A 25434-nucleotide genomic window follows, 5' to 3' on the forward strand; every position below is an offset into this window, starting at 1 on the left:
ATTTGGCATTTTGGGCCGACGGTTCGATCCCGCGGCGACAAGGTGCAGACCCGGCGGGACGCGGCGTCAGATGAGCTCGCTGCCCTGGGCGAGCACCTCGGTCAGCATCGTTTCGGCCTTGCGCTGGAGCGGCCGCGCGCCGCTTTCGGAGGCGATCGCGATGGCCGCGCGCAGCGCGGTAAGGATGGCCACCCTGCTCTCCGTACTGGAGGCGGGCGTCACAACGGCTTCACCGAACAGGGCCTCGGCCTCGAGGCCCGAAAACCCCTGCTGGCGGGCGGTGTTGCGGGCCTCTCGCAGCATGTTCTGCGCCGCCCTGACATCGCCGAGGCGACAGGTCGCGAGCGCAAGGTAGATCGAGCTGCGCAGCACCGCCGAGGTATAGCCGACCGCCTTGGCCTCCTCGCGCGCCTCGGTCAGCATGCCGCGCGCCCGATCGAACAGCCCCTGCTCCAGATAGGCCATGCCGAGGTGGCAGGCGAGCACCGGCACGAACAGGCGGATGCCGTGCTTCTGCGCCAGCACAAACCCGTCTTCGAGAATGGCGGCGGCCGCCTCAGGGTTGCCCCGGCCGAGCATCAGCCAGCCGCCGCTATAGGCGGCGGCGACGCGATCGTAGGGACGGCCGGTCTCCTCCGCGATCGCGGCGGCCTGTTGCTGGAACTGCTCGGCGGTGTCGAGCTCGCCCATGACGGTGCTGTTGATGGTGTTCATCATACAGCAGAGCAACAATGCGGATTTCGGGGTCGAGCCGGAAGGAGCACTGGCCTCCGGTCCCGTCAATTGAGCGCAGGTCCGTGCGAAGAACCGATCAGCTTCCCGGTAGCGCCCGGCAAGGAAATACACCTGGCCGAGACCGTATTGCGCAGCATTGAGCCAGCCCGGATTGCCCCACTCCTGCGCAAGGCGCACGACCTCCTCGCCGATCGTGACCGCTTCGATTGGCGTCCCGTAGAAGTTCTGCGCGGCCGCCATGACCGTCATCGCGGCTACTTTGCGTCCGATGTCGCTGATCGCATCGGCACGACGCTCGGCCTCCTTGCCGAGGTTGAGCCATTCGGCAATCTGGCCAGACGCAATGAATGCCGAACGCGCCTCGATACGAATATCCACGGCATTCGCCTCCCTGGAAGGATTTTCCGGCGTCATGTCCAGACATCTCATGGCGATCTCGAAATAGTCAGCAGCATCGGTAAATGCCGAACGCGCCAAACATCTTCTCGCCGAAGCTCTGCCGTAGCTGAACGACTTCTCCCAATCCTTCGCCCGCGTGGCATGATAGCAGAGCTTATCAGGATCGTCGGCACCGCCTTCGCTGCCCTCCAGAGCCGAAAGAATGCGCGCGTGGATGTCGTCGCGCACCTTTTCGACCATCGCGTCGTAGGTGACTTGCCGGACCATCTCATGCCGGAACTCCAGCGAATTTTCCAATTCGCTATCGATCCTGACGAGCAATTCGGCGCGATCAAGCCCCGCGAGGCATCTCTGGAGAACATCGCCCGACAGCGCTGCGATCTTCCCCAGCATGGCTTCGTTCGATCTCGTCCCCAAACTGGCGGCGATCTGCAGAACGGATCGTTCTTGCTTCGATACCCGATCGAGACGCGCTGCAATCACGCCCTGGATACTGGTAGGAATGCCGAGTTCGTCAATCGGACGCGCGAGTGCGAGGTCGCCCCATTGGCCACGCAGCGTGCCGCTATCCTTCAATCCGCGACAGACCTCCTCGATGAACAGGGGGACGTTGGCGGTATGAGAAATGATCCGGCTCTTCAAATCGGCATTCGTCTCGGAAGAGCCAAGCATATCTGCCAGCATGGCCAACCCTGAATCGTCGTCGAGGGGCCGCATTGCGACGATCTCTGCGTGACAGCGCGCAATCCAGACCGGCATGCCATTTGGCCGAGAAGTGAAGAGCACGAGAAGACCGGCCGCCTGCAGCGATGCGATGGCGGCAACGACGACATCGCTGGCCCGGTCGATCCAGTGCAGATCCTCGAGCAGAACCACCGTCCGCTGGCGATTGGCCAGGCCTGCGACGATCGCACAGCATGCCTCGGAGATCGTTCGTCCCCGTGCGTGAGGCTCCAGCTCGTCCCAGAGCGGATTCGATATCGGCAGATCGAGAACCGCGTCGAGCGCGGCTTGCTGGATCGCCGACAAGTCTTTCCGCGGATCCCTCGGACCGTCAGGGTCCTTCGCTGCCCCATCCATTGCCGACAGCAAAATCCGCTTGAGGGTGCTGAAAGGCGCGCCCTGGAGGTTCGGGCTGGACTCGGCGTCGATCAATTTCCAGCCGCCGGCCTTCAGCCCCTGGGCAAACTCATGCGCAAGCCGCGATTTTCCGATCCCCGCATCGCCCAGCAGCAGGACCGTCTGCCGGCTCGTCCTGGCGCTTTCGGCGGTGCGCTCCAGCAGAGCCCGCTCAGTGGTGCGATCGACGAAGCGAGAGACGCTGCGAGCCCGACGAACCCGCCAGCTCGACAGATCGCTCGCGCCTACGATCCGGTAGACCGGCACGGGCTGGCTGAATCCGCGCAGGGACTTGCCGCCCAGCGCTTCGAACCGGACATGCCCCTCGGCGAGCTCCTGGCAGGCTTCGGAGACGTAGATCTGGTTCGCCTCTGCCGCCGCCTCCAGCCGCGCGGCCAGATGCTGGGCAGCGCCGCCGATCTCGTAGACCTTGGAGAACTCGCTGGCCACCATGTAGGCAACGACATGACCGGAGTGGAGGCCGACCCGCACCTGCAGTCCGGGGTCACCCAGGCTTGCGACACGGCGGACGAGCTCGATCGCCGCGTGGCAGGCCATCGGCGCATGGTTGTCGTCCGCGATCGGGGCACCGAACACCGCGGCGAGCCCGTCGCCCAGCTCCTTGCTGACGATGCCGCCGAACTGCCTGACCGCCCCTCTCATCGCCGCCAACGCCGGCTCCAGCCGCGAGACCGCCTCCTCCGGGTCCAGTTCGGCAACGAGCCCGGTGGAATCGACCACATCGGCCCGGAGAATTGTGACAAACCGCCGTTCGCTGTCGGGATCGGAGCGGCGCACGCTCGCACCGCAATTGGGGCATCGGCTGTCGCCTTGGCCGATCGTCGACTGACACGCCGTGCAAAGCATTCCCGTGCTCTCAAGACTTTGCAGCGGCATCCTCGGTCGGCCTCTGCAAACGATGGCGATAAGATCGCTTAAGCAAACCTGCTTAGCAACGGGGCATGCAATTCATCTTGGGCATGGCGTCCCCGAACCGGTTGGTGATCTGGACGATTCACAGTCCCAGGTGGTAGCTTGCCAGAAGCTGCGCGAAAAAGAGGCTGCGAACGACGAGCCGCCAGGCTCCTGTCCTCGCCGTCAAGCTTCGCAGAGCTGCATATTTCCCAGGGAAGCCAAGCACTCATGGAGGGGCAAAATACATGGGCATGATAGTCTATACTGGTAAGCCATTTAAAGACCTGATGAACAGCAATTACTATCCGCTGGCGAACATGAAGAAGAGCGTGGCCAAGCTCAAGGCCTCGGACGACATCCATCTACCGACTTTGGAATACGGCCAGTACCACCTGATCTTGAACCCGCCGTCGAGATGGCCGCAAGGCAGCGCCAAGTACTGGCACAAGGAGAAGGGCCGGGCCCGCGTCGACCTCAGCACCCAGCCTAACACGATCCCCCTGTCCAGGGACGAGCCCGGCGTCATTCCTCTGACGCGATGCGATCTGCTCGATGCCTGCGTGCGGAAGTGCTTCAACTCCGAGCCGCCGATCCCGATGAAGACCAACATCATCACCCACGCGCCGAGCGACGCCTATGCCCATCGGCACGAGATCAGGTTGGAGTGGGAATACAAGAAGGGCTCGGACAAGCCGACGTTGCTGAATCTGACGATGGTCTGTCCGTACAGGGAGTGAGCTGCAGACGCGATCGGCTTCGATCGTCGCCCGCGCACTTGAGGTGCGCGGGCGTTTTGTTTGCCAGGGCCGCGCGCGCGTCGCGCCCGTCCCGCCTCCCGTCGTGGGCCCGTCGCAGCAAGATGATCCGCTGCCCTTCGCTCGCGCGCGCGGGTCGCCGCCTCAAGGGAGCGACGCGCCGGTTTGAGAGGAGCGGCCGATGACCGTTGGACTCTTGGAGGTCGAAGGCACCATCGAGGTCGGCCAGTTCTGGCCGGAGGGGCGGTCGGACGCCGACACCACAGAGGTCGTGGGAGCATCGCGCCGGACGCGAGCGAGCCATCTTCGCAGGTTGCGGACGCGCGACTAGCTATCGCTCCCGAAGAACCGATTCAGCTCATGGGCCGTCTGCTGCGGAATATCCTCCGGAAAGAAGTGCCCGCCATCGAGTGGCTTTCCTTGCACGTCATCGGCCCAGGTCCGCCATAGCCCCAAGGGGCCGCCCTCGCTCGCATACCAGGAATTCAAGGGGCCGCGGCCGCTCCAGAGGATCAGGACAGGGCAATCAATCCGGCGGCCGGAATTGCGATCCGCCAGATCGTGCTCATGATCGATCGTCGCCGCCGCGCGATATTCCTCGCAGATCGCGTGAACATGCGCCTCATCGCGCAACGCCTCGACATAGGATGTCCGGACGGCCTGACTGAAACTGTCTGCTCGCGACCCCCAGCCATGGAGCGCATTGTCGATGACGGCATCGGGAGCTGCGGACACTAGCCGCTCAGGGAGAGGTTCAGGCTGCGCGAGCAACGACCAGGGCCAATAGCCGACCGCCAGTTTCTTGTCGGCGCGCTCCCAGGCATCGGCGATCGGAACGACGTCGAGGACGGCGAGCCGCTCCACGCGTTCGCCGTGGTCGAGTGCGAGCCGGTAAGCGACACGGCCACCGCGATCATGGCCCGCAACCGAGAAGCGATCGAAGCCAAGCTCCGTCATGATGGACGCCATGTCCTTTGCCATCGCCCGTTTCGAATATGGCGCGTGGTCCCGGCTGGAGGGCGGACAAGCGCTGCGACCATATCCGCGAAGATCGGCGCAAACGACGGTGAAGTCTTGCGCGAGCAATGGCGCAACGTCTCGCCACATCAGATGCGTCTGGGGAAATCCGTGCAACAGGAGAATGGGCGGTCCCGAACCGGCCCGACGGATGAAAATCCGTGCTTCCTCCGCCTGAACATCGGCGGCCTCGAAATCCTCGAACTTCATGGGACCAGTCCTTCCGAATGACAGACAGCCGGAAAGCAAGTGCCGGATGAGCCCGGCGACAAAGATGACGCGCGGATCGAGACCGTGTTCCTTCAATCATGCAGTGCTGTTGCGCGCGGCATGCACGCCCAAGGAGCGGCGGCCCGTCATGTCCTGTCCGAACCAGCACCAACGAATCGCAGCTCCGCGCGATCGCCCTCAAACAAAAATGGCCCGCTTCAAGCGGGCCATTTTCGTCTCGGATCCGGTGAAATCCGAATTTGGTTGCGGGGATAGGATTTGAACCTATGACCTTCAGGTTATGAGCCTGACGAGCTACCGGGCTGCTCCACCCCGCGTTAAACACTTGCTTTGCCTTCAGTTGGATCCCGGGGACGGTCGGTTGAGGCCGGCGCTGTTCGCGTGGCTTTTCTCGTCCGTCCCAAAGGCTTCCTTGGAAGGCAACCCCGGGCAAAGCCCGTCGGGTGCGGGGCGTATGTACCAACCCGAGCTGCCTTTGGAAAGGGCCGCGGGAACGTTTTTTTCGACTTTATGACAGGGGAAGCGACCGATTTCGGCTGCGTTCCCTGTGCTCTTGCCAGAAGTTCCACAAAGGGCCAGCTTGCGGCAACAAGATTAAGGCTGAAACGCGCGCTTGAGGGAGGAACGCCCGTGGACAAATCCCTGACGAGCGCCCCGGTCGGAGCGCTGGAGGAGGCCTTCCACGCCATGGTCGCGCGGTCGCGGGACGAGCCGCCGGCCGGCCTTGCCGAGCGGCTCGACCGGCTGGCGCGGTTGCGCGCCGTGGTCGCCGACAACGAGGAGCGCTTCCGGCAGGCGATCTCGGCCGATTTCGGCCACCGCTCGGCGGTCGAGACCACCATCGCCGAGACGATGCTGCTGTTCTCCGAGATCCGGCACGCCACCAAGCACCTCAAGAGCTGGATGGCCCCGCAGCGCGTCGCGACCGCGCTGCAATTCCTGCCCGCGCGCAACCGGCTGATGCCGCAGCCGCTCGGCGTCGTCGGCATCATCGCGCCCTGGAATTATCCGCTCCAGCTCACGCTCGCGCCCGCGATCGGCGCGCTCGCTGCCGGCAACCGCGTCCTGATCAAGCCGAGCGAGCTCACACCGCACTTCGCAGGCCTTCTGAAGGAGACGGTCGCCGCGCGATTCGATGCGACCGAGCTACTCGTCACCGGCATCGAGGGCGAGATCGCAGAGGCGTTTGCGCGCCTGCCGTTCGATCACCTCGTGTTCACCGGCTCGACCCGCGTCGGGCGGCTGGTCGCGGAGGCTGCTGGGCGTAACCTGACGCCTGTTACCCTCGAGCTCGGCGGCAAGTCGCCTGCGATCATCGACGCCTCGGCCGACCTCGATGAAGCGGCCGAGCGCATCGCCTACGGCAAGCTGCTCAATGCCGGGCAGACCTGCATCGCGCCGGACTATGTGCTGGTGCCGGAGCGCTCGTTGCAGGCCTTCGCCGAGAAGGTGCGCGCCCAGATGCGGCGGATGTTCGGCACCGATCCCTCAAACAAGGACTACACCTCGATCATCTCGGACCGGCATTATGCGCGGCTCGAAGGCCTGGTCGCGGACGCGGCGCAGCGCGGCGCAAAAATCCTGCAGCCGGCGAAGGCGGACGATCCGAACTGGAAGGCGCATCGCAAATTCCCGCCGACGCTGATCGTCGGTGCGACCGAAGCGATGGCGGCGATGCAGGAGGAGATTTTTGGGCCGGTGCTCCCCGTTCTCAGCTATCGCGATCCCACTGATGCCATCGCCTTCATCAACCATCGCGACCGGCCGCTGGCGCTGTACTGGTTCGGCAAGGACGGCACCGCGCGCGACGAGGTGCTGGCGCGCACCGTCTCCGGCGGCGTCACAATCAACGACTGCCTGTTTCACTTCACGCAAATCAACCAGCCGATGGGCGGCGTCGGCGCATCCGGCACCGGCGCCTATCACGGCGAATGGGGCTTTCGCACGTTCAGCAAGCTGAAGCCGGTGTTCTATCGCTCCAAGTTCAACCGCCTCGCCGATCTCTATCCGCCCTATGGCGGCAAGATCGCGCGGCTGGAGAAGTTGATGCGGTTCATGTCGTAGGGGGGCAGCGCGTCATTGCGGGCGCAGCGAAGCAATCCAGAATCCCTCCGCGGAGACATCCTGGATTGCTTCGCTACGCTCGCAATGACGAAAACAACAAAGAATTTTCGTGGGGGAAACAAGTGATCGACACATTCGATTTCGTCGTCGTAGGCGCCGGCTCCGGCGGCTGCACGGTTGCGGGGCGGCTGTCGGAGGATGCGGCGACATCCGTCGCGTTGCTCGATGCGGGCGGGACGAACGACAATTGGCGCATCACCACACCGTTTGGGCTTGCTCTGCCTTACAAAACGGCCAACTGGGCTTTCGATACCGTGCCGCAAAAGGGATTGAACGGCCGCATCGGCTATCAGCCGCGCGGCAAGGGTCTTGGCGGCTCCTCGGCGATCAACGCCATGGTCTACATCCGCGGCCACAAATGGGACTACGACCACTGGGCTTCGCTCGGCAATGCCGGCTGGTCGTATGCGGACGTGCTGCCCTATTTCAAGCGCTCGGAGAACAACTCGGATTTCGACGGCGAGTATCACGGCAAGGGCGGCCCGCTGCATGTCAACCGGCTGCGCGCGGACAATCCGATCCATGATGTCTTCCATCAGGCCGCACGCGAGGCGCAGTTCCGCATTCGCGAGGACTTCAATGGTGAGGATCACGAAGGGCTCGGCAGCTATCAGGTGACGCAGCACAATGGCGAACGCTGGAGCGCGGCACGCGCCTATGTGCATCCCCACATCGGCAAGCGAGCCCATCTGCGCGTCGAGACGGGCGCACACGCCACGAAAATCCTGTTCGAGGGCGGGCGCGCCGTCGGCATCGAATATGTGCAGGGCAAGCAGACCAGGCAGCTGCGCGCGCGCCGCGAGGTGATCCTTGCTGGCGGCGCCTTCCAGTCACCGCAGATGCTGATGTTGTCGGGCATCGGCGATGGAGATGCGCTTGGCAAGCACGGCATTGGCGTCGTGCACCATCTGCCCGGCGTCGGGCGCAATCTGCAGGACCACCCGGATTTCGTGTTCGTCTACGCCTCCGACTATCCGCACTTGGTTCATGCCTCGCTCGGACGGTTGCCGTCCCTGCTCCGTGCCATCCAGCGCTATCGCAGCGAACGACGCGGCCTGATGACCACCAATTTCGCCGAGTGCGGCGGCTTTTTGAAAACCCGGCCTGATCTCGACGTGCCTGACATCCAGCTCCACTTCGTCATCGCGATGCTCGACGACCACGGCCGCAAGAAGCACAAGGAGGCGGGCTTCTCATGTCACGTCTGCCTGCTACGGCCGAAGAGCCGCGGCAGCGTGTCCCTGAAGAGCGCCGATCCGCTCGCAGCGCCCTTGATCGATCCGAACTTTTTGGGCGAAGAGGAGGATCTCGAGAGGATGGTCGCGGGCTTCAAGACCACGCGGCGGCTGATGGAGACGCCGGCGCTGCGCGCGCTGCAGAAGAAGGACATGTTCACGTCCGACGTGCGAACCGACGACGACATCCGCAACATTTTGCGTAGTCGCGTGGACACCGTCTATCACCCCGTTGGCACCTGCAAGATGGGGACGGATGCGATGGCCGTGGTCGATCCGGCACTGAAGGTGCACGGCGTCGAGGCCTTGCGCGTCGTCGACGCCTCGATCATGCCGACGCTGATCGGCGGCAACACCAACGCGCCGACCATCATGATCGGGGAGAAGGCGGCGGATATGATCAGGGCGGAGATGCGGGCGAGTTAGGCGATGCTGCCGCGTCATTCTCGGTGTCGTCCCCGCCTAGTGCGCAATTGCGCACGGGCGCGGGGACCCATAACCACAGGGAGGAGTTGTGGCGCGAGATGATAACTCCGAGTCCTCGCCAAATTTCTCCCTGTGGCTATGGGTCCCGGATCTGCTCGCGCTTGAGGCGCGCTTGTCCGGGACGACAGCCGGGCTCAATTGAGCAGGAAACCACCGTCGACCGTGATCACACTCCCCGTCATGTACCGCGACGCCTGTGACGCCAGCAGCAGAATCGCACCGTCGAGATCGGACTCGGCGCCGACACGGCGCTGCGGGATGCGTTTGGCCAGGCGTTCGCCGGCCGGCGTCGACCAGAAGGCGTGGTTCATCTCGGTGTCGATATAGCCGGGCGCGAGCGCGTTGATGCGGATGTTCTGGCCGGCGAGCTCCAGTGCCATTGCCTTGGTGGCCTGGATGATGCCGGCCTTGGAGATCGCGTAGGGCGACACCGCCTTCAACACGCCGGTGCCGAGCACGGAGGCGATGTTGACGATGTTGCCTGACTGCTGGCGCGCGATCATGCGCCGCGCGAGTTCCGTCGCGAGGAAATAGGCGCCCTTCAGATTCGCGCCAATCACCGCGTCCCAATCCGCTTCGGTCTGCTCGGTGGCGAGTTTCTCGATGGCGATGCCGGCGTTGTTGATCAGCACCGTGACGGGACCGAGCGCGGCCTCTGCCGCGTCGACGGCCCGCGCGATCGAGGCCGTGTCGGTGACGTCGAGCGCGACCGCGGCGGCGCGGCCGCCCTTGCCGCGGATCTCCTCCTCCAGGCTCTTCAGCTTGTCGGCCTGACGCGCCGCGAGCGCGACGGCTGCCCCGTGGGCGGCGAGCACCCGGGCAAATTGCCGCCCCAGCCCCTGGCTCGCGCCCGTGACGAGGATGGTTTCTTTACTGACGTCAAATAGGTCTGACATTGGCGATAACCCTTGCGCTCTTGGAGCCATCAATACAGACGATTTTAGCGATCTGAAACCGGAATGATCGGTCCGGCGTTCATTCGTTCCATCGAGGCTGGGTTTTGCTGATGAACAATTTCGATCTCGCCGTCTACGCCGCGCTCGCTATCGCGGTCGGCTTCGGCTTCAGGACCGGCCTGCTCCGCAGCGCCATGACCATCCTCGCTTATCTGCTCGCCGCGCCGATCGCAGTCGCGCTGATGCCGCTGATCGTGCCGCAGATCGCCGGCAACCCGAATGGGCCATTGCTGCAGAACTGGATCTGGCTGTTCGGCATCTTCGTGGTGGTCGGCATGCTGTTAGGCTATATCGGCCGCCTGGCGCTGAACGACACGATCCGCAACGCCGGCATCGGCGACCGGCTCGGCGGCGCCGCGCTCGGCGCCGTCAGGGTCGGTCTCGTCGCCACCACGCTGGTGCTGGTGTTCGACCAGATCGTGCCGGCCAACAAACAGCCGCCTTTTCTCGCCGGCTCGCATCTGCGGCCGCTGTTCTCGACGGCGGGTCAGATGGGCTTCAAATCGCTGCCCCCGGAAGCGACCTCCGCGATCGACCGCCTCAAGCAGGAGCGGCGGATCTGAAGCGCGATAAGATCGCGCCTTTGTTGTTGGGCATGATCTTTTCGGAAAACCGCTACGCACTTTTCAGGATCATGCCTGCGCATTTGCATCGCCGCGCGGACGCGCCATGCATTTTGATGCGAGCCCATGCCTTATCAGCGGCACCGATGTTGGCTAGAATAGCGGCATCCAAAACCTGCCTGACATTTACGGGAGTGAAACAGTGGATCTTGGGATCAAAGGTCGCCGCGCCATCGTCTGCGCATCCAGCAAGGGCCTCGGTCGTGCCTGCGCCATCTCGCTGGCGGAGGCCGGCGTCGACGTCACGCTGACCGCGCGCGGCGCGGAAGCTTTGAAGAAGACGGCGGACGAGATCCGGAAAGCCTATCCTGATGTGAAGGTCACTGAGATCGTCGGCGACATCACGACGCCGGCCGGGCGCGAAGCCGTGCTGAAGGCCTGCCCCGAGCCCGACATCCTGATCAACAACGCCGGCGGCCCGCCGCCCGGCGATTTCCGCAACTGGACCCGCGACGACTGGATCAAGGCGATCGACGCCAACATGCTGACGCCGATCGAGCTGATCAAGGCGACCGTGGACGGCATGATGGCGCGCAAGTTCGGCCGCATCGTCAACATCACCTCGGCCGCGGTGAAGGCGCCGATCGACATCCTCGGCCTCTCCAACGGCGCGCGCGCCGGTCTCACCGGCTTCATCGCCGGCCTGTCGCGCAAGACCGTGATCAACAACGTCACCATCAACGGCCTGTTGCCCGGCCCGTTCGAGACGGATCGCCTGACCGGCACCGCAAAGGCCGAGGCCGACAAGCGCGGCGTCTCGGCCGAGCAGATCCTGACCGAGCGCGCCAAGCTCAATCCCGCCGGCCGCTTCGGCCAGCCCGACGAGTTCGGCTATGCCTGCGCCTTCCTGTGCGGCGCCAAGGCCGGCTTCATCACCGGGCAGAACATTCTGCTGGATGGCGGCGCGTTCCCGGGGACGTTGTAAATCGCATCCGCAACGGCGCATTCCACGAAAGATCGTCATGCCCGGGCTTGTCCCGGGCATCCACATTCTTTGTTCAGCAAAGTAAGACGTGGATGGCCGGGTCAAGCCCGGCCATGACGATGTGGAGGCGTCAGAGCCCGATCATCACCGCCGTTTCGTCGGTTCGTCTTCGTCCCGTTCGCTCGGGTCGGACGAGTCGGCCGTCGTGCGCTCGTCTGTCCAGTCGATGCCGAATTCGTCGAGCCCGCCTGCGAGCAGATCGCCCAGCATCGGCTCGCCGAGCAGATAGTGCACCGTTTCGCGGCGCGGGCTGCGATATTCGGTGCGCGCCTCCACCGCACGGGCGCGCAAATCGTCCCAGTCATCGATGGTGCCGTCGCCGCGACCGAGCCATGTCAGCGTGACGAGATCAAGCTGCTCGTCCTCGTTCAAGGCGATCATGAAGCTGCCGAGCTCTTGGACAACAGGATCGGAGCCGTCATCTTCGAGGACGTCGACCGCGTCGTCATCGGTCGGGTTCGAGCCGGAATCCGGATCGGAATCCCCCTCTTTGACGTCGAATTCACGCGCCTTCTCGATGATGAAGGCGACCTTCTCCGCGGAAATCGCAAGCTCTGGCATGGCTTCCTCTTCGGCTTTTTCCTGGGGTTCCCGCGATAACGCCGCACCGCGTCAGATGATCCATTGCGCTTGATGGCGGAAACGGCGCATCTTTCGGCATCAAGGCAAAAACATGGGAAAGCGGCGGATGCAGTGGAAGGTCGGCCAGGTCAAAATCACCAAGATTGTGGAGCTGGAGACGGTCGGCTCGACCCGCTTCATCCTGCCGCTCGCGAGCAACGCAGAGATCCAGAAGCTTCCCTGGCTGATCCCGCATTTCGCTACCGAAGAGGGCCGGCTGAAAATGTCGATCCATTCGCTGGTGGTGGAGACGCCTTCGCGCCGCATCGTGGTCGACACCGGCCTCGGCAACGACAAGCAGGGCCGCAATGTTCCGACCTGGAACAACCGCACCACGCCGTTCCTGGCGACGATGATGGCAGCAGGCTTTGCGCCCGACAGCATCGACACGGTGCTGTGCACGCATCTTCATGTCGATCATGTCGGCTGGAATACGCGGCTGGTCGACGGCCGATGGATGCCGACATTTGCCAAGGCGCGCTACGTCTTCGGCAAGACCGAATACGAGCACTGGCTGGAGCATTCGACCGAGCCGGACAAGCGAGCCGTGTTCGAGGATTCCGTGAAGCCGATCGTCGATGCCGGCCGGGCCGATCTGATCCCGAGCGATCACCGGCTCTGCGAGGAGATCAGCATGATCCCGACCCCCGGCCACAGTCCCGGCCATATGAGCATTCTCATCCGATCGGACGGCGAACAGGGCCTGCTCACGGGTGACGTCGCCCATCACCCCTGCCAGATGGCGCATCTCGACTGGTCCTCGACCGCGGATTCCGACCAGAGCCAATCTGCAAAGACACGGCGCGAATTGTTCGGCCGCTTTGCCGACACGCCGACGCTGGTGATCGGCGGCCATTTCTCGGCCGGGCATATCAGGCGGGATGGAGAGGCATTCAGGTTTGTGGCGCTGCAATCGTAGGCTTCGTAGGGTGGGCAAAAGCGAAGCGTGCCCACCATCCCGGGCGACCAAAATGAATTGGTGGGCACGGCGCTCCGCGCCTTTGCCCACCCTACAAGGAAGGGCTGCAATGCGCCCCGCTCTGGGCGGTTGAATTTCCCGTCGCCCTGTTCCATGAAGCTGTTTAACCGATCGGTCCATTCCTAGGGAGAAACGAGAATGAAGCTTGTTCGTTATGGCGAGAAGGGTGCGGAAAAGCCCGGCCTGATCGACAAATCCGGCCAGTTGCGCGACCTGTCGGCGCATCTGAAGGACCTCACCGGCGAGGCCTATTCGCCCGAGAGCCTGAAGAAGCTGGCGGCGCTCGACCCCGCCTCGCTGCCCGCGGTCTCCGGCAAGCCGCGGTTCGGCGCCCCCGTCACCGGCATCTCGAAATTCGTCGCGATCGGCCTCAACTACAGCGACCACGCCAAGGAGACCGGCGCCGATATCCCGAGCGAGCCGATCATCTTCATGAAGGCCAACACATCGCTGTCCGGCCCGAACGATGCGGTCGAAAAGCCGCGCGGCTCGACCAAGCTCGACTGGGAGGTCGAGATCGCCGCGATCATCGGCACCCGTGCGAAATATGTCTCGGAAGCCGACGCGCTGAATCACGTCGCCGGCTACTGCGTCTGCAACGACGTCTCCGAGCGCGCCTTCCAGATCGAGCGCCTCGGACAGTGGACCAAGGGCAAGTCGCACGACACGTTCGGCCCGCTCGGTCCGTGGCTCGCTACCAAGGACGAGATCAAGGACGTGCAGAACCTGTCGATGTGGCTGGACGTCAACGGCCAGCGCCGCCAGACCGGTTCGACCAAGACCATGATCTTCTCCATGGCCAAGTGCATCTCCTATGTCTCGCAGTTCATGACGCTGCTGCCCGGCGACGTCATCACGACAGGCACCCCGCCCGGCGTCGGCCTCGGCATGAAGCCGCCGACCTTCCTCAATGTCGGCGACGTCGTCAGCCTCGGCATCGAGGGTCTCGGCGAGCAGAGGCAGGAGATTATCGCGGCGTAGGGCGCCGCCCCTCATCCTGAGGAGCGCGCAACGCGCGCGTCTCGAAGGATGCGCCACAAGCACGGTTGCCCGGCGTTCGCGCCGGGCGACGAGAGAGCGTCCCTCGTTGTCCATCCTTCGAGACGCGCGCCCAGAGGCGCGCCCCTCAGGATGAGGACTGTGTGCCTGGATAGAGGTTATTTCCAATGAAACTCACCTTCTCCCCCGCCTCGCCCTTCGCCCGCAAGGTGCGCATCGCCGCGATCGAGCTCGGGTTGATCGACAAGATCGAGCTCGTGCCCGCAAGCGTCGCGCCGGGCACGGCCAATGAGGATTATTCGAAGATCACGCCGCTGAAGAAGCTGCCGGTGCTGATCACCAATGACGGCGACGTCATTCTGGATTCCTACGTCATCGTCGAATATCTCAACGAGATCGCCGGCGGCAGCCTGATCCCGGATTACGGCCCGCGGCGCTGGAAGGCCAAGACCAATCATTCCCTGATCAACGGCATGCTCGATTCCATGCTGCTGTGCCGCTACGAGAAGATGGTGCGGCCGCAGGGCCTGCAATGGCAGGCGTGGTCGGACGACCATTGGAACAGGGCGTGGACCGGCATGGCGCGGTTCGAGAACATGCCCGAGGTGCTGAACGGCCCGTTCGACATCTCGCAGATCGGCCTCGTTTGCGTGCTCGGCTATGCCGACTTCCGCTTCGCCGATTGCGGCTGGCGCAAGGCCTATCCGAAGCTCGACGCCTTCCATCAAAAGATGCTGGAGCGGCCCTCGGTCAAGATCTCGGTGCCACCGGCTGCCTAAAGCGCGATGAAGATCGACGCGCTTTAGGATTGTTGCTTGAGCATGATCTTGTCGGAAAACCGCTGAATACTTTTCCGGATCATGCTGTACAACCGGAGTTCTCATGAGCCTGAAGTTCTCGGTCGGCGATCTCACCATCCATCGCGTCATCGAGCAGGAAACCTCGTTCGTCCCGGCGCTGGAGATGCTGCCGGGATTGACGGCCGAGGTACTGGCCCAGAACCGGGCATGGATGCGCGAGAGCAAGGCGCTGGATGACCAGGACGTGCTGCTCCTGTGCTTTCAGTCCTATGTGGTGAAGACGCCGCATCACACCATCCTGGTCGACAGCTGCATCGGCAACGACAAGCCGCGACCTCGGCCGAAATGGAACATGAAGACCGACGACACCTATCTGCGCGGACTGGGCGCCGCCGGATTTGCTGTCGAGGACATCGACTTCGTGATGTGCACACACCTGCATGTCGATCACGTCGGCTGGAACACGCGGCTGGAGAACGGCCGTTGGGTGCCGACCTTCCCCAAGGCACGCTACGTCTTCGCCAGGCAGGAATTCGACCACTGGATCGAGCAGAACGCGAAGGCCGAGGTCGCCCCCTTCGCCGACAGCGTGCTGCCGGTGGTTGAGGCCGGACGCCACGAGCTCGTCGGCAATGATCATGAGATCGGCGATCACGTCCGCATCCTGCCGACGCCGGGCCACACGCCGGGTCATATCGCCATCACGATGGGCCGCCGCAAGGACGATGCCGTGTTCTCCGGCGATCTCATGCACTCGCCGTTGCAGACGCTCTATCCGGAGCTGTCGATCAAGTTCGACGTCGATCCAGCCGCGGCGGCGAAAACGCGCCGCAGCTTCCTTGAACGCTATTGCGACACCGACACGCTGTGCTGCACCGCGCATTTCCCCTCGCCCTCGGTGGGGAAGATCCGGCGCAAGGGCAATGCATTCGAATGTGTGAAAGTGTGATTTAGCCGAGATGCCGTAGGGTGGGCAAAGGCGCGCGCTTCGCGCGCCGTGCCCACCACTCTTTATGGTGGGCACGCTCCGCTTTGCCCACCCTACGGTTCCACCCGAGTGGAGAAACATGATGACTACACTCCCCCAAATCCCCCTGCCCGCCGGAATCCGCTCGCGTTATGTCGACGGCATCAACGGCTTGCGCATGCATGTGCTGGAGGCCGGCTTCGAGACCAAGGGGCGGCCATGCGTCCTCTTGCTGCACGGTTTTCCCGAGCTCGCCTTCTCCTGGCGCAAGGTGATGCCGACGCTGGCTGCGGCCGGGTATCACGTGATTGCGCCGGACCAGCGCGGCTATGGCCGCACCACGGGATGGCGCGCGGAATACGACGGCGATCTCGCGCCGTTCTCTCTGCTCAACCTGGTGCGCGACGCGCTCGCTCTGGTGTCGGCGTTCGGCTACAGGCAGGTCGATCTGGTCGGACACGATTTCGGCAGCCCGGTCGCATCCTGGTGCGCGCTGATAAGGCCTGATGTGTTTCGTTCGGTGACGATGATGAGCGCGCCGTTCGGTGGGCCGCCGCCCCTGCCCTTCAATACGGTCGACACACCGGCAAAGCCGCCCGCCGAAGACCCCGTGCATCGCGAGCTCGCCGCGCTGCCGCGGCCGCGCAAGCACTATCAATGGTACTATTCGACACGCGAAGCGAACGCCGACATGCAGCACGCGCCGCAGGGCGTCCATGATTTCCTGCGCGCCTATTATCATCACAAGAGCGCGGACTGGACCGACAACAAGCCGTATCCGCTATCATCGTGGTCAGCGAACGAACTGGCGAAGCTGCCGACCTACTATGTGATGGACCTGAACCAGACCATGGCCGAGACGGTTGCAAAGGAAATGCCCTCGCCCGCCGCGATCGCCGCCAACCAATGGCTGCCGGACCGCGACCTCGCCTATTACAGCGCCGAATATGGCCGCATCGGATTCCAGGGCGGGCTGCAATGGTATCGCTACGGCACGTCGGGCATGCTCAACAGCGAGATGCGGCTGTTTGCAGGACGCAGCATCGACGTGCCCTCATGCTTCATCGCGGGCAGGCAGGATTGGGGCACTCATCAGCGTCCGGGCGTGTTCGAGGCGATGCAGGGGCGCGGCTGCACAAGGATGCTCGGCTGCCATCTCGTCGACGGCGCCGGCCATTGGGTGCAGCAGGAGCAACCCGCCGAGGTGAGCCGGCTGCTGCTCGACTTCCTGGCCAAGGCCGGCAAGGCCTGATTTGACCCGGGAACCCCGGCCCATTATATAGTTTAGAATAATTCTAAACTACTGATACAGGGCCGCCGTGAAGAATTTTGCCGATCTGACCGAGCGCGAGGTGCTTGCGGTCGCGATCTCCTCCGAGGAGGAGGACAGCCGCATCTACATGACCTTCGCCGAGGACCTCCGCGAGCGTTACCCGGACACGGCAAAGATCTTCGAGGAGATGGCCGAGGAGGAGCGCGGTCACCGGCACATGTTGCTGGAATTGTACGAGCAGCGCTTCGGCAAGCATCTGCCGCCGATCCGGCGCGAGGACGTCAAGGGATTCCTGCGCCGCCGCCCGGTCTGGCTCACCAAGAACCTCTCGCTCGACGCCATCCGCAGGGAAGTCGAGACCATGGAGATGCAGGCGGAGCGCTTCTACGTGAAGGCCGCCGAACAGGCCCAGGACGTCGGCGTGCGCCGCCTGCTCGGCGATCTCGCCGAAGCCGAGAAAGGTCACGAGGAGACCGCCGCAAAGCTGACGGGCGAGATCCTGAATTCCGACGTCCGCGCCGAGGAGGATCGCACCAACCGCCGCATGTTCGTGCTGCAATATGTGCAGCCGGGCCTCGCCGGATTGATGGACGGCTCGGTCTCGACGCTGGCGCCGCTGTTTGCAGCGGCCTTCGCCACCCACCAGAACTGGCAGACGTTTCTTGTGGGCCTCGCCGCATCGATCGGCGCCGGCATCAGCATGGGCTTTGCCGAGGCGCTGTCCGACGACGGATCGCTTACGGGCCGCGGCTCGCCCTGGCTGCGCGGCGTCACCTGCGGCGCGATGACGACGCTCGGCGGGCTCGGCCACACCGCGCCCTATCTGGTGCCGGATCATTGGGCCAATGCGTTCTGGATCGCGACCGCGATCGCCTGCGTCGTCGTGTTCTTCGAATTGTGGGCGATCGCCTTCATTCGCTCCCGATATATGGACACGCCGTTCCTCCAGGCCGTGTTCCAGATCGTGCTCGGCGGCGCGATCGTGCTGGCGGTGGGCGTGTTGATCGGGGCGGCGTAGCGACCCGCCCGCGGTGTCATCGCCCGCGAAGGCGGGCGATCCAGTACGCCGCGGCGGATATGGTGAGAGCGAGCTTCCAAATGAAGGCCTCTGGAATACTGGATCGCCCGCCTTCGCGGGCGATGACGGCGAATTCCTGAACTCCTTCCGTTCCGGCTCGACCGGGACATCAATCGCGATCAAACGGCGGTTGTAGCATTCGGGCAAACTGCGCATCATCCTCCGACAACAAGAGCAGGAGAAGCGCCGTGGCCAGATCGGAATGGAGTTTCAAGAGCGCGGTCGAACTGTCGGCCGCATTGACCGCAAAGAAGGTCTCCGCGGTCGAGCTTACACAGGATGCCATCGACCGCATCGAGCGTCACGACGGCAAGGTCAACGCGATCTGCGTGCGGGATTTTGATCGCGCCCGCAGTGCGGCACGCGAGGCCGATGTGGCGCTGGCGCGCGGCGAAAGAAAACCGCTGCTCGGAATTCCGGTGACGGTGAAAGAATCCTTCAACATCGCGGGCCTGCCCACAACTTGGGGCTGGACGCCGCAAAAGGATTTCAAGCCGACCGAGGACGCGCTGTCGATCTCCCGGGTGAAGAACGCCGGCGGCGTCATTCTCGGCAAGACCAACGTTCCCGTGGGCCTGGGGGACTGGCAGAGCTACAACGACATCTACGGCACAACGAACAATCCATACGATCTCGGCCGCACGCCCGGCGGCTCATCAGGCGGCTCGTCGGCTGCGCTTGCGGCCGGCTACGGACCGCTCTCGCTCGGATCCGACATCGGCGGCTCGCTGCGCGTGCCGGCATTCCATTGCGGCGTCTATGCGCACAAGCCGACATACAATCTCTGTCCCACGCGCGGCCACACGCCGCCGCCATTTCCGGCGGTCCCGATGGAACGCGATATGGCGGTGATCGGCCCGATGGCCCGGAGTGCAGCCGATCTGACGCTGTTGCTCGACGTGATGGCCGGTCCCGATCCGGTCGACCTCGGCATCGGATACAAGCTGGCGCTGCCGGACGCACGCCACGACAAGTTGAAGGATTTCCGCCTGCTCGTGATCGACAGCCATCCGTTGCTGCCTGCGAATGCCGACATTCGCGGCGCGATCGAGACGCTGGCGGGACGATTGACGGGCGCCGGCGCGAGCGTCGCGCGCGAAAGCCCGCTGTTTCCGGACTTCGCGGAGGCCTCGCGCCTCTACATGCGCATGCTGATGAGTTTTCTCGGCGCGTTCTTTCCGCCGGACATTCTCGCCGGCGCACATGCCGGCGCGGCGCAGCTCTCACCCGAGAACAAGAGCCTAGCGGCCGAGCGCCTGCGCGGCATGACCTCGAGCCATCAGGCCTGGGTGTTCGACGAGGGCGCGCGCGCCGGACTACGCGCGCAATGGCGGCAATTGTTCCGGACATTCGATGCGGTGATCTGCCCGATCATGCCGACCCCCGCTTATCCGCATGATCATTCGCCGGAGCAGGAGAAGCGCCGGATCAATATCGACGGCAAGGACCATGTTTATCCGGACCAGCTTGCCTGGCCCGGCATCGCCACCCTGACGGGCTTGCCGGCCACGGCCGTTCCACTCGGTCTGTCGAAGGATGGCCTGCCGGTCGGCGTTCAGATCATCGGCCCTTTCCTCGAAGACCGTACGCCGCTCAAGCTCGCTGAACTGATCGAGCGTGAGTTCGGCGGGTTCCAGCCGCCGCCATTATTCAATGATTAGCTCTTCCCGTCATTGCAAGCGAAGCGAAGCGAAGCGAAGCAATTCAGAATTTTTCCGAGGCGACAGTCTGGATTGCTTCGCCGCCAGCGCAAAATTGCTTCGCAATTTTGTCGCCGGCTCCTCGCAATGACGGAGGACGACAACGTCGCGATTCTGGGCTCGCGCGTCGCGCGCCCCGGAATGACGGAAAGGAAGCACCATGAGCCAGGACCTCGACCAACTGACCGCCCTCAACCGTGACTACGTTGCCTCCGTGCAGAACTGCGACGTCAAGCGTTTCGACGAAATCTTGGCGGCGGAGTTTTATTGCTCCAATCCCGACAAGACGCTGGTCGACCGTGCCGCCTTCCTGGAGCAGACAGCGCGGCCGATCGCGATCCGGAACTTGAAAGAGCGCGACGTCATCATCCGCATCATGGGCGACTTCGCCGTCATCCACGCCGCGACGAGCTACACCACGGCGGATGGCCAGCAGGCGACGGGGCGCTATACCGATTGCTGGGCGAAGCAAAATGGCAAGTGGCTCGCGGTGTCGGCACACGTGTCGCGGTGAGGCGAGCACGCTGCCGTTCCCCCTCGGGCCGCGGGGCATTCGACGACTGCCATAAAGAAATCGCTAACCAAATAATCTTTTCGCGAGCAATGGGCAAACCGCTGATCTGACCTTTATCCAGCTGGCAATCGTTCGCCCGTCAAAATTGCAATTGGCGAGAGGTCCCTCAGGGCATCGATCTCGAGCATGTCACGAGGACACGCTGCGAAGCTCGGAGTGCTTCTGAGCCTCGGCGAGGGTACCGCTCAAATCCGGCGAGAGTGATTGCGTGACAAACGATACAATTGAGATAGGCGCGCTCCGCGACCCCTATCGTCGCGTCAATCCAGATGAGACGCTACCCGAGAGATGGCGCATTCCGATTGCGGTAGCGGTCGCGTGCGGGCTCATGGGCATCGTGCTCCGTTACCTCGCGCGGGAACACGCAACCGCCGACGCCGCGGAGTACATCACCTGGTATAGCTTCGCGCGAGATCACGGCATTGGCGGGCTGGCCGAGGCTTTCACCAACTATACGCCGTTCTACAGCTACCTGCTGCTAATCGCCGCCCGATTTGACTGGCTGGGCCAGCCGCTTTCCCTCGTGAAGATGATCTCGGCCATATTCGAGTTCGGCTGCGCGATCGTTGTGGCCCGGATGGTCTGGCGCGTTACAGGCGTGCCGTTGCGCGCGTCCCTGGCCTTCTGCGCGGTGTGGCTTGCGCCGACGGTGCTCTTCAACGGCGCAATGTGGGGACAGGCCGATTCGATCTGGACCTTCTTCGCGCTGATCTCCGTGGCGATGTTCATGCGGGACCGAAACGGCGTTCTGCCATTCGCAGTGGCCTGCTCGGTGAAGGCCCAGGGCGTCTTCCTGGGGCCGTTCGTGCTAGGCATGATCCTGCGCCGCAAGATCCACCTGGCATGGCTTGCCGCTATTCCCGCAGCCTATGCGATCCTCGCCGTTCCGGTTCTCGTCGCCGGCAGACCCCTGGTCTCCGTACTCGGAATCTATCTCGGCCAGGCCAACACATTTCATCACCTGACCATGAATGCAGCGAATATCTGGGTGTTCGCAGGAGGAACGCCGTACGCGGTCGGGGTCGCCGCCGGCCTCGTGCTCGCGGCGGCGAGCGGGCTCGCCCTATCGATCTTCATCGCACAGTCCAGGCGGACGGGGCCGGAGTTCATTCTTCTGGTCGCGTGCGTATCGCTCATCCTCATGCCGTACCTGCTTCCGAAGATGCACGAGCGCTATTTCTACGGCTTCGAGCTTGCGGCGATCGCCCTGGCCTGCCTCAATCTGCGCTATCTGCCGTTCGCGGTGATTGCCCAAGTCGATGGCGTGTTATCCTACCTCGCATTCGAGAGCGAGATCGTCATGGGTCTGTTGCCGGCCGCGCTCTGCAACACCTTTCTGGCGTTCTACCTTGTGCTCGATCTCCGCCACGGCGAACGTGGATTTCGCTTTCCGAGGTTTGCGTGGCTTGGCTTCACCGCGTCGACTGCGGGATTGTTCTCCTATTTACTGTTCGCGGGTGCCGGCCTGAACGTATCCGTCGCGTATATGCTTGTCGCGGGACTTGCCACGGCCATGACGCTGCTGCTCGTCAAGGAGACGCGCTGCGCCTCGGCCGACGGTCCGGGCGCGTCGCGTTGACTTCAATTTTCGGGCGACGACGGCGTCCGTTGTGCTAAAGCATGATCCGGAAAAGTGCGCAGCGGTTTTCCGAAAAGATCATGCTTAAACAACAACCTAAAGCGCGATGACGATTCATCCTGATCGCATCGCGCTTTAGCTGTCGAATACGATCACGCTGCGCAGCGTCTTGCCGGCTTTCATATTGGCAAAACCCTCGTTGATCTCGGACAGCTTCAATTTCGCCGAGATCCAGTCCTCCAGGTGCAGCCGGCCCCGCAGGTAGAAGTCGACCAGGCGCGGCATGTCGACGCGAAAATGGTTCGAGCCCATCGAGGAGCCCTGGATCCGGCGCTCGCGCAGGAAATCAAAACCGTGCAGCTCGATCTTCTGGCCGAACGGAATCATGCCGACGATGGTGGCGGTGCCGCCGGAGGCGAGCATACCGAACGCCTGCTCGGCGGTCTCCTTGCGGCCGAGCACCTCGAAGGAATGATGCACGCCGCCATTGGTGAGATCACGCACCTGCTTGACGACATCGCCGTCGGCGGGGTTGATGATGTCGGTCGCTCCCAGCTTGGTCGCGAGCTGAAGCTTGGCCGGATTGGTGTCGATGGCGATGATGCGGCCGGCGCCTGCGATCTGCGCGCCGTTGATCGCCGCCATGCCGACGCCGCCGCAGCCGATCACCGCCACGGTCTCGCCGGCCGTCACCTTCGCGGTATTCACCACCGCGCCATAGCCGGTGATGACGCCACAGCCGATCAGCGCGGCGAGATCGAGCGGCATCTCCTTGCGGATTTTGACGATCGCGTTCTCGTGCACCAGCATCTGTTCGGCAAAGGACGAGAGATTGAGGAACTGGTGCAGCTTCTCAGGCTTGGACCACTGCATCCGGTTTGAGGCGCCCGGCAGCAACTTCACGGTGGTGTCGGTGCAGAGCACGGTGCGGCCCGTGGTGCAGTTGTCACAGGTGCCGCAGAACACCGACAGGCAAGTGACGACGTGGTCACCCGGCTTGACGTAAGTGACATCGGAGCCGACCTGCTCGACCACTCCGGCAGACTCGTGGCCGAGCACCGCGGGCAGCGGATGCGGATAGAGCCCTTCCATGAAATGCAGATCGGAGTGGCAGAGCCCGGCGACCGTGGTGCGGATCAAGACTTCGCGCGGGCCCGGCTTCGGCAGGCTGACATCCTCGATGACGAGCGGCTGGTTGACTTCATAGAGGACGGCGGCCTTCATCGAGCTCTCCCTGTCGCGTTTCTTGGTTTGATCGTGGAGTGCAGCCTACGCTGCCAGAACCAGTTCGCCAACCTCGCTCATGCCGCCTGAGCTGTCGCCGAGCAGCAGCGCGGCGATCCTGGCTTGCGTGGCATTTTCCGTCAGCCGGAACGGATCGCTCGGTGATACCCGATGGTCGATCACCAGCCGCGACAACAGCAGCCGGCGCGCATCGCCGCGCATCTCGTGGATGCGGTGTGCTTCCCAGGCGAGCGCGACGGCGCTGGCGACATGATAGAGCAGGCTCGTCGCACGACGCGCATCGGCCTCGTTCTCGGATTTCCCCGCAACCTGGCGCGCGAAGCCGACAGCGCGATCGACGAGGCCACGCAGATTGTCGCGCCAGGCCTGCGGCACGGATGCACTGTCGTCGAGCCGCGCATGCAGATCGGCTGACAGCGCGGATTCCGCGCCGTGGCGGCCGACCGCGCGCCGGAGCGCATCGATCGCGACGATGTTGCCGGTGCCTTCCCAGACCGAACCGAGATGCGCGTCGCGCAGCAGCCGCGGCGTCGCGAATTCCTCGATATAGCCGATGCCGCCGCGCATCTCGAGCGCATCGCCGCAGACCTTTCGCGCATCGCGGGTGGCGCGGAATTTCAGGGTCGGCGTCAGGATCCGCAACAATGCTGCCGCCTCCTGGCTGCCGGCCTCGGCGCGGTCGAGCGCGTCCGCAGTGAGGAAGCTCATCGACAGCGCCTGCTCGACCGGCAGCATGATCTTCAGCATCTGCCGCCGGCCGAGCGGCAGGTCGATGATGCGGTTGCCGAACACGACGCGATTGGTCGCAACCGTCATGGCATCATGATAGGCGCGGCGCATCAGTGCGGTCGACTTGACGCCGTTGGAGAGCCGCGACGAATTCACCATCTCGGCCATCTGCACGAAGCCGCGGTCGAGCTTGCCGACCGCATAGGCGATCGCGCCTTCGAGCTTGATCTCGCCCGAGGCCATCGAGCGGGTGCCGAGCTTGTCCTTGAGACGCACGATCCGGTAGTGGTTCTGCGAGCCGTCGTCGAGGAAGCGCGGCATCAGGAACAGGCCGACGCCGCGCGTGCCGGGGCCGGCGCCTTCGGGGCGCGCGAGCAGCATCACCACTTTCGCATCCGCATTCGAGCAGAACCATTTTTCGCCAGTGAGGCGCCAATGGTCGCCCTCCTGCACCGCGCGCGTGGTCAGCGTGCCGACATCGGAGCCGCCCTCCTTCTCGGTCATGAACTGGCCGCCTTGCGTCAGCTTGCTCATGTCGGTCGAGGTCAGGCCGTCCAGATATTTTGCCTTCAGCGCCTCGCTGCCGAAATTCGCCAGCAGCTTTGCGCAGCCGTCGGTGACGTTGATCGGGCAGCCCATGCCGAATTCGGTCTGATTGAACAGGAAGGTGAAGGCGTGCTTGGCCACCACGGGATATTTGTCCGGCCAGCCCATGATGCCCTTGCGGATCGAGAGCGCATGGATGCCGAACTCGCCGAACGCTGCGTTCTCCAATTCGCGATAGGCCGGGTGATATTCGATCCACTGCATGTCGCGGCCGAACTTGTCGCGCTGGTGCAGCACCGGCGTGTGACGGTCGGCGAGCCGCGCGCAGTCGTCGAGCCGGCCGCCGGCGAGTTCGCCGAGACGATCGAGATGCGGCTCGATATGGCGGAACAGATTTTCCGGCAGATGGATGCGGAGCAGGTCGGTCAGCGCAGGATCGGCGCGGTAGAAATTCATGCCTGTGGTGTCGGGCGCCAGCAGGCCGGATGGTGCGGCCGCGACATTCTTTGGCTGCGCTGGGGCCGGCTTATGCATGATCGTCCTCTTCGTTCCGCGAGCTGCGGACGTTCTGCGCCACTTTAGCGCTTGCCGCTTGGGATGATGTCGATCATGCTCCAGTCGCGGGTAGCGATAAAGCCGCAAATCGTCAGGGAGGCATGATCACCGTGAAGGAGCAATTCGCTCTGCGGAATTGCGATCGCGCCGGCTGGTTGTTCGCGAAAGCCATGCATAGATCAGGGGCTCCCCGCTTCCGAGAGACCACA

Annotated in this window: 22 protein-coding genes and 1 tRNA gene; 15 read left to right on the plus strand and 8 right to left on the minus strand. The window is 63.7% G+C overall.

Translation table 11 applies throughout. The features are described from left to right. Nucleotides 1-66: 66 nt before the first annotated feature. Entirely contained in the window at nt 67-3120 is a 3054-nt protein-coding gene (locus RAD10_RS00280; RefSeq protein ID WP_461616556.1) for an ATP-binding protein, read from the minus strand. Between the two features lie 293 nt (nt 3121-3413). Here RAD10_RS00280 and RAD10_RS00285 point away from each other — a divergent pair, with 293 nt between their 5' ends. Continuing rightward, nucleotides 3414-3905, plus strand: a complete 492-nt coding sequence (locus tag RAD10_RS00285) for a hypothetical protein (RefSeq protein WP_461615866.1) — start codon at nt 3414-3416, stop codon at nt 3903-3905. A 199-nt stretch (nt 3906-4104) separates the two neighbouring features. Continuing rightward, complete coding sequence (locus tag RAD10_RS00290) at nt 4105-4254, plus strand: hypothetical protein (RefSeq protein ID WP_461615867.1); 150 nt, start codon at nt 4105-4107, stop codon at nt 4252-4254. On the opposite strand, the gene RAD10_RS00295 is transcribed toward RAD10_RS00290, so the two are convergent. Both RAD10_RS00295 and RAD10_RS00300 read right to left on the minus strand, forming a co-directional pair. After that, complete coding sequence (locus tag RAD10_RS00295) at nt 4251-5150, minus strand: alpha/beta fold hydrolase (RefSeq protein WP_461615868.1); 900 nt, start codon at nt 5148-5150, stop codon at nt 4251-4253. The two genes, RAD10_RS00290 and RAD10_RS00295, sit on opposite strands and share 4 nt — an antisense overlap. A gap of 261 nt (nt 5151-5411) precedes the next feature. Then, nucleotides 5412-5488, minus strand: a tRNA-Met gene (locus RAD10_RS00300). 370 nt (nt 5489-5858) lie between these two features. On the opposite strand from RAD10_RS00300, the gene RAD10_RS00305 reads away from it, so the two are divergent. Then, on the plus strand, nt 5859-7235 hold the full coding sequence (locus RAD10_RS00305) for a coniferyl aldehyde dehydrogenase (protein ID WP_461616557.1): 1377 nt from the start codon (nt 5859-5861) through the stop codon (nt 7233-7235). 122 nt (nt 7236-7357) lie between these two features. Then, nucleotides 7358-8956 (plus strand): GMC family oxidoreductase, encoded by a 1599-nt coding sequence (locus RAD10_RS00310; protein WP_461615869.1) that lies wholly within the window; start codon nt 7358-7360, stop codon nt 8954-8956. 194 nt (nt 8957-9150) lie between these two features. Here RAD10_RS00310 and RAD10_RS00315 read toward each other — a convergent pair whose 3' ends face one another. Continuing rightward, nucleotides 9151-9912: an SDR family oxidoreductase gene (locus RAD10_RS00315; RefSeq protein WP_461615870.1), complete on the minus strand. Its 762-nt coding sequence runs from the start codon at nt 9910-9912 to the stop codon at nt 9151-9153. Nucleotides 9913-10022: 110 nt separating this feature from the next. On the opposite strand from RAD10_RS00315, the gene RAD10_RS00320 reads away from it, so the two are divergent. Continuing rightward, nucleotides 10023-10535 (plus strand): CvpA family protein, encoded by a 513-nt coding sequence (locus RAD10_RS00320; protein WP_461615871.1) that lies wholly within the window; start codon nt 10023-10025, stop codon nt 10533-10535. Nucleotides 10536-10737: 202 nt separating this feature from the next. Beyond that, a complete protein-coding gene (locus RAD10_RS00325) occupies nt 10738-11520 on the plus strand; it encodes an SDR family oxidoreductase (RefSeq protein ID WP_028140631.1) in 783 nt (260 codons plus the stop codon). Between the two features lie 144 nt (nt 11521-11664). On the opposite strand, the gene RAD10_RS00330 is transcribed toward RAD10_RS00325, so the two are convergent. Beyond that, nucleotides 11665-12141: a DUF3775 domain-containing protein gene (locus tag RAD10_RS00330; RefSeq protein ID WP_461615872.1), complete on the minus strand. Its 477-nt coding sequence runs from the start codon at nt 12139-12141 to the stop codon at nt 11665-11667. 127 nt (nt 12142-12268) lie between these two features. Between RAD10_RS00330 and RAD10_RS00335 the strand changes: the two genes are divergently transcribed. The 9 genes from RAD10_RS00335 to RAD10_RS00375 all read left to right on the plus strand — a co-directional run bounded on the left by RAD10_RS00335 (nt 12269) and on the right by RAD10_RS00375 (nt 22150). Further along, entirely contained in the window at nt 12269-13120 is an 852-nt protein-coding gene (locus tag RAD10_RS00335; RefSeq protein WP_461615873.1) for an MBL fold metallo-hydrolase, read from the plus strand. Nucleotides 13121-13318: 198 nt separating this feature from the next. Continuing rightward, on the plus strand, nt 13319-14161 hold the full coding sequence (locus tag RAD10_RS00340; protein ID WP_183712963.1) for a fumarylacetoacetate hydrolase family protein: 843 nt from the start codon (nt 13319-13321) through the stop codon (nt 14159-14161). A gap of 185 nt (nt 14162-14346) precedes the next feature. Further along, nucleotides 14347-14958, plus strand: coding sequence for a glutathione S-transferase family protein (locus RAD10_RS00345; protein WP_091955864.1), 612 nt, complete (start codon nt 14347-14349; stop codon nt 14956-14958). 103 nt (nt 14959-15061) lie between these two features. After that, nucleotides 15062-15928, plus strand: a complete 867-nt coding sequence (locus tag RAD10_RS00350; protein ID WP_461615874.1) for an MBL fold metallo-hydrolase — start codon at nt 15062-15064, stop codon at nt 15926-15928. A gap of 121 nt (nt 15929-16049) precedes the next feature. After that, nucleotides 16050-17198: an alpha/beta fold hydrolase gene (locus tag RAD10_RS00355; RefSeq protein WP_461616558.1), complete on the plus strand. Its 1149-nt coding sequence runs from the start codon at nt 16050-16052 to the stop codon at nt 17196-17198. Nucleotides 17199-17265: 67 nt separating this feature from the next. Beyond that, nucleotides 17266-18237 carry an iron exporter MbfA gene (gene mbfA / locus RAD10_RS00360; RefSeq protein WP_028140637.1) on the plus strand — a complete coding sequence of 324 codons (972 nt, stop codon included), beginning with the start codon at nt 17266-17268 and terminating at the stop codon, nt 18235-18237. A 248-nt stretch (nt 18238-18485) separates the two neighbouring features. Next, on the plus strand, nt 18486-19958 hold the full coding sequence (locus RAD10_RS00365) for an amidase (protein WP_461615875.1): 1473 nt from the start codon (nt 18486-18488) through the stop codon (nt 19956-19958). Between the two features lie 199 nt (nt 19959-20157). Then, nucleotides 20158-20511, plus strand: coding sequence for a nuclear transport factor 2 family protein (locus RAD10_RS00370; protein ID WP_092254233.1), 354 nt, complete (start codon nt 20158-20160; stop codon nt 20509-20511). Nucleotides 20512-20899: 388 nt separating this feature from the next. Continuing rightward, a complete protein-coding gene (locus tag RAD10_RS00375) occupies nt 20900-22150 on the plus strand; it encodes a hypothetical protein (protein WP_461615876.1) in 1251 nt (416 codons plus the stop codon). Between the two features lie 135 nt (nt 22151-22285). Here the strand turns inward: RAD10_RS00375 and RAD10_RS00380 are convergent, their stop codons facing one another. From RAD10_RS00380 to RAD10_RS00390, 3 genes are read right to left on the minus strand one after another with little or no spacing between them, the layout of a single operon-like run. Beyond that, nucleotides 22286-23374: a Zn-dependent alcohol dehydrogenase gene (locus RAD10_RS00380; RefSeq protein ID WP_028140641.1), complete on the minus strand. Its 1089-nt coding sequence runs from the start codon at nt 23372-23374 to the stop codon at nt 22286-22288. A gap of 45 nt (nt 23375-23419) precedes the next feature. After that, nucleotides 23420-25204 carry an acyl-CoA dehydrogenase family protein gene (locus RAD10_RS00385; RefSeq protein WP_461615877.1) on the minus strand — a complete coding sequence of 595 codons (1785 nt, stop codon included), beginning with the start codon at nt 25202-25204 and terminating at the stop codon, nt 23420-23422. Nucleotides 25205-25248: 44 nt separating this feature from the next. Then, entirely contained in the window at nt 25249-25401 is a 153-nt protein-coding gene (locus RAD10_RS00390; RefSeq protein WP_461615878.1) for a hypothetical protein, read from the minus strand. Between the last annotated feature and the right edge of the window lie 33 nt (nt 25402-25434).

The organism is Bradyrhizobium sp. 23AC, from assembly GCF_054863025.1.

What these genes read in the sequence shown, in the direction of transcription:
- RAD10_RS00280 (WP_461616556.1), bottom strand. Translation starts at nt 3,120, where the DNA reads ATGCTTTGCACGGCGTGTCAGTCGACGATCGGCCAAGGCGACAGCCGA.
- RAD10_RS00285 (WP_461615866.1), top strand. Translation starts at nt 3,414, where the DNA reads ATGGGCATGATAGTCTATACTGGTAAGCCATTTAAAGACCTGATGAAC.
- RAD10_RS00290 (WP_461615867.1), top strand. Translation starts at nt 4,105, where the DNA reads ATGACCGTTGGACTCTTGGAGGTCGAAGGCACCATCGAGGTCGGCCAG.
- RAD10_RS00295 (WP_461615868.1), bottom strand. Translation starts at nt 5,150, where the DNA reads ATGAAGTTCGAGGATTTCGAGGCCGCCGATGTTCAGGCGGAGGAAGCA.
- RAD10_RS00305 (WP_461616557.1), top strand. Translation starts at nt 5,859, where the DNA reads ATGGTCGCGCGGTCGCGGGACGAGCCGCCGGCCGGCCTTGCCGAGCGG.
- RAD10_RS00315 (WP_461615870.1), bottom strand. Translation starts at nt 9,912, where the DNA reads ATGTCAGACCTATTTGACGTCAGTAAAGAAACCATCCTCGTCACGGGC.
- RAD10_RS00320 (WP_461615871.1), top strand. Translation starts at nt 10,023, where the DNA reads ATGAACAATTTCGATCTCGCCGTCTACGCCGCGCTCGCTATCGCGGTC.
- RAD10_RS00330 (WP_461615872.1), bottom strand. Translation starts at nt 12,141, where the DNA reads ATGCCAGAGCTTGCGATTTCCGCGGAGAAGGTCGCCTTCATCATCGAG.
- RAD10_RS00335 (WP_461615873.1), top strand. Translation starts at nt 12,269, where the DNA reads ATGCAGTGGAAGGTCGGCCAGGTCAAAATCACCAAGATTGTGGAGCTG.
- RAD10_RS00340 (WP_183712963.1), top strand. Translation starts at nt 13,319, where the DNA reads ATGAAGCTTGTTCGTTATGGCGAGAAGGGTGCGGAAAAGCCCGGCCTG.
- RAD10_RS00345 (WP_091955864.1), top strand. Translation starts at nt 14,347, where the DNA reads ATGAAACTCACCTTCTCCCCCGCCTCGCCCTTCGCCCGCAAGGTGCGC.
- RAD10_RS00350 (WP_461615874.1), top strand. Translation starts at nt 15,062, where the DNA reads ATGAGCCTGAAGTTCTCGGTCGGCGATCTCACCATCCATCGCGTCATC.
- RAD10_RS00355 (WP_461616558.1), top strand. Translation starts at nt 16,050, where the DNA reads ATGACTACACTCCCCCAAATCCCCCTGCCCGCCGGAATCCGCTCGCGT.
- RAD10_RS00370 (WP_092254233.1), top strand. Translation starts at nt 20,158, where the DNA reads ATGAGCCAGGACCTCGACCAACTGACCGCCCTCAACCGTGACTACGTT.
- RAD10_RS00375 (WP_461615876.1), top strand. Translation starts at nt 20,900, where the DNA reads ATGGGCATCGTGCTCCGTTACCTCGCGCGGGAACACGCAACCGCCGAC.
- RAD10_RS00380 (WP_028140641.1), bottom strand. Translation starts at nt 23,374, where the DNA reads ATGAAGGCCGCCGTCCTCTATGAAGTCAACCAGCCGCTCGTCATCGAG.
- RAD10_RS00385 (WP_461615877.1), bottom strand. Translation starts at nt 25,204, where the DNA reads ATGCATAAGCCGGCCCCAGCGCAGCCAAAGAATGTCGCGGCCGCACCA.
- RAD10_RS00390 (WP_461615878.1), bottom strand. Translation starts at nt 25,401, where the DNA reads ATGCATGGCTTTCGCGAACAACCAGCCGGCGCGATCGCAATTCCGCAG.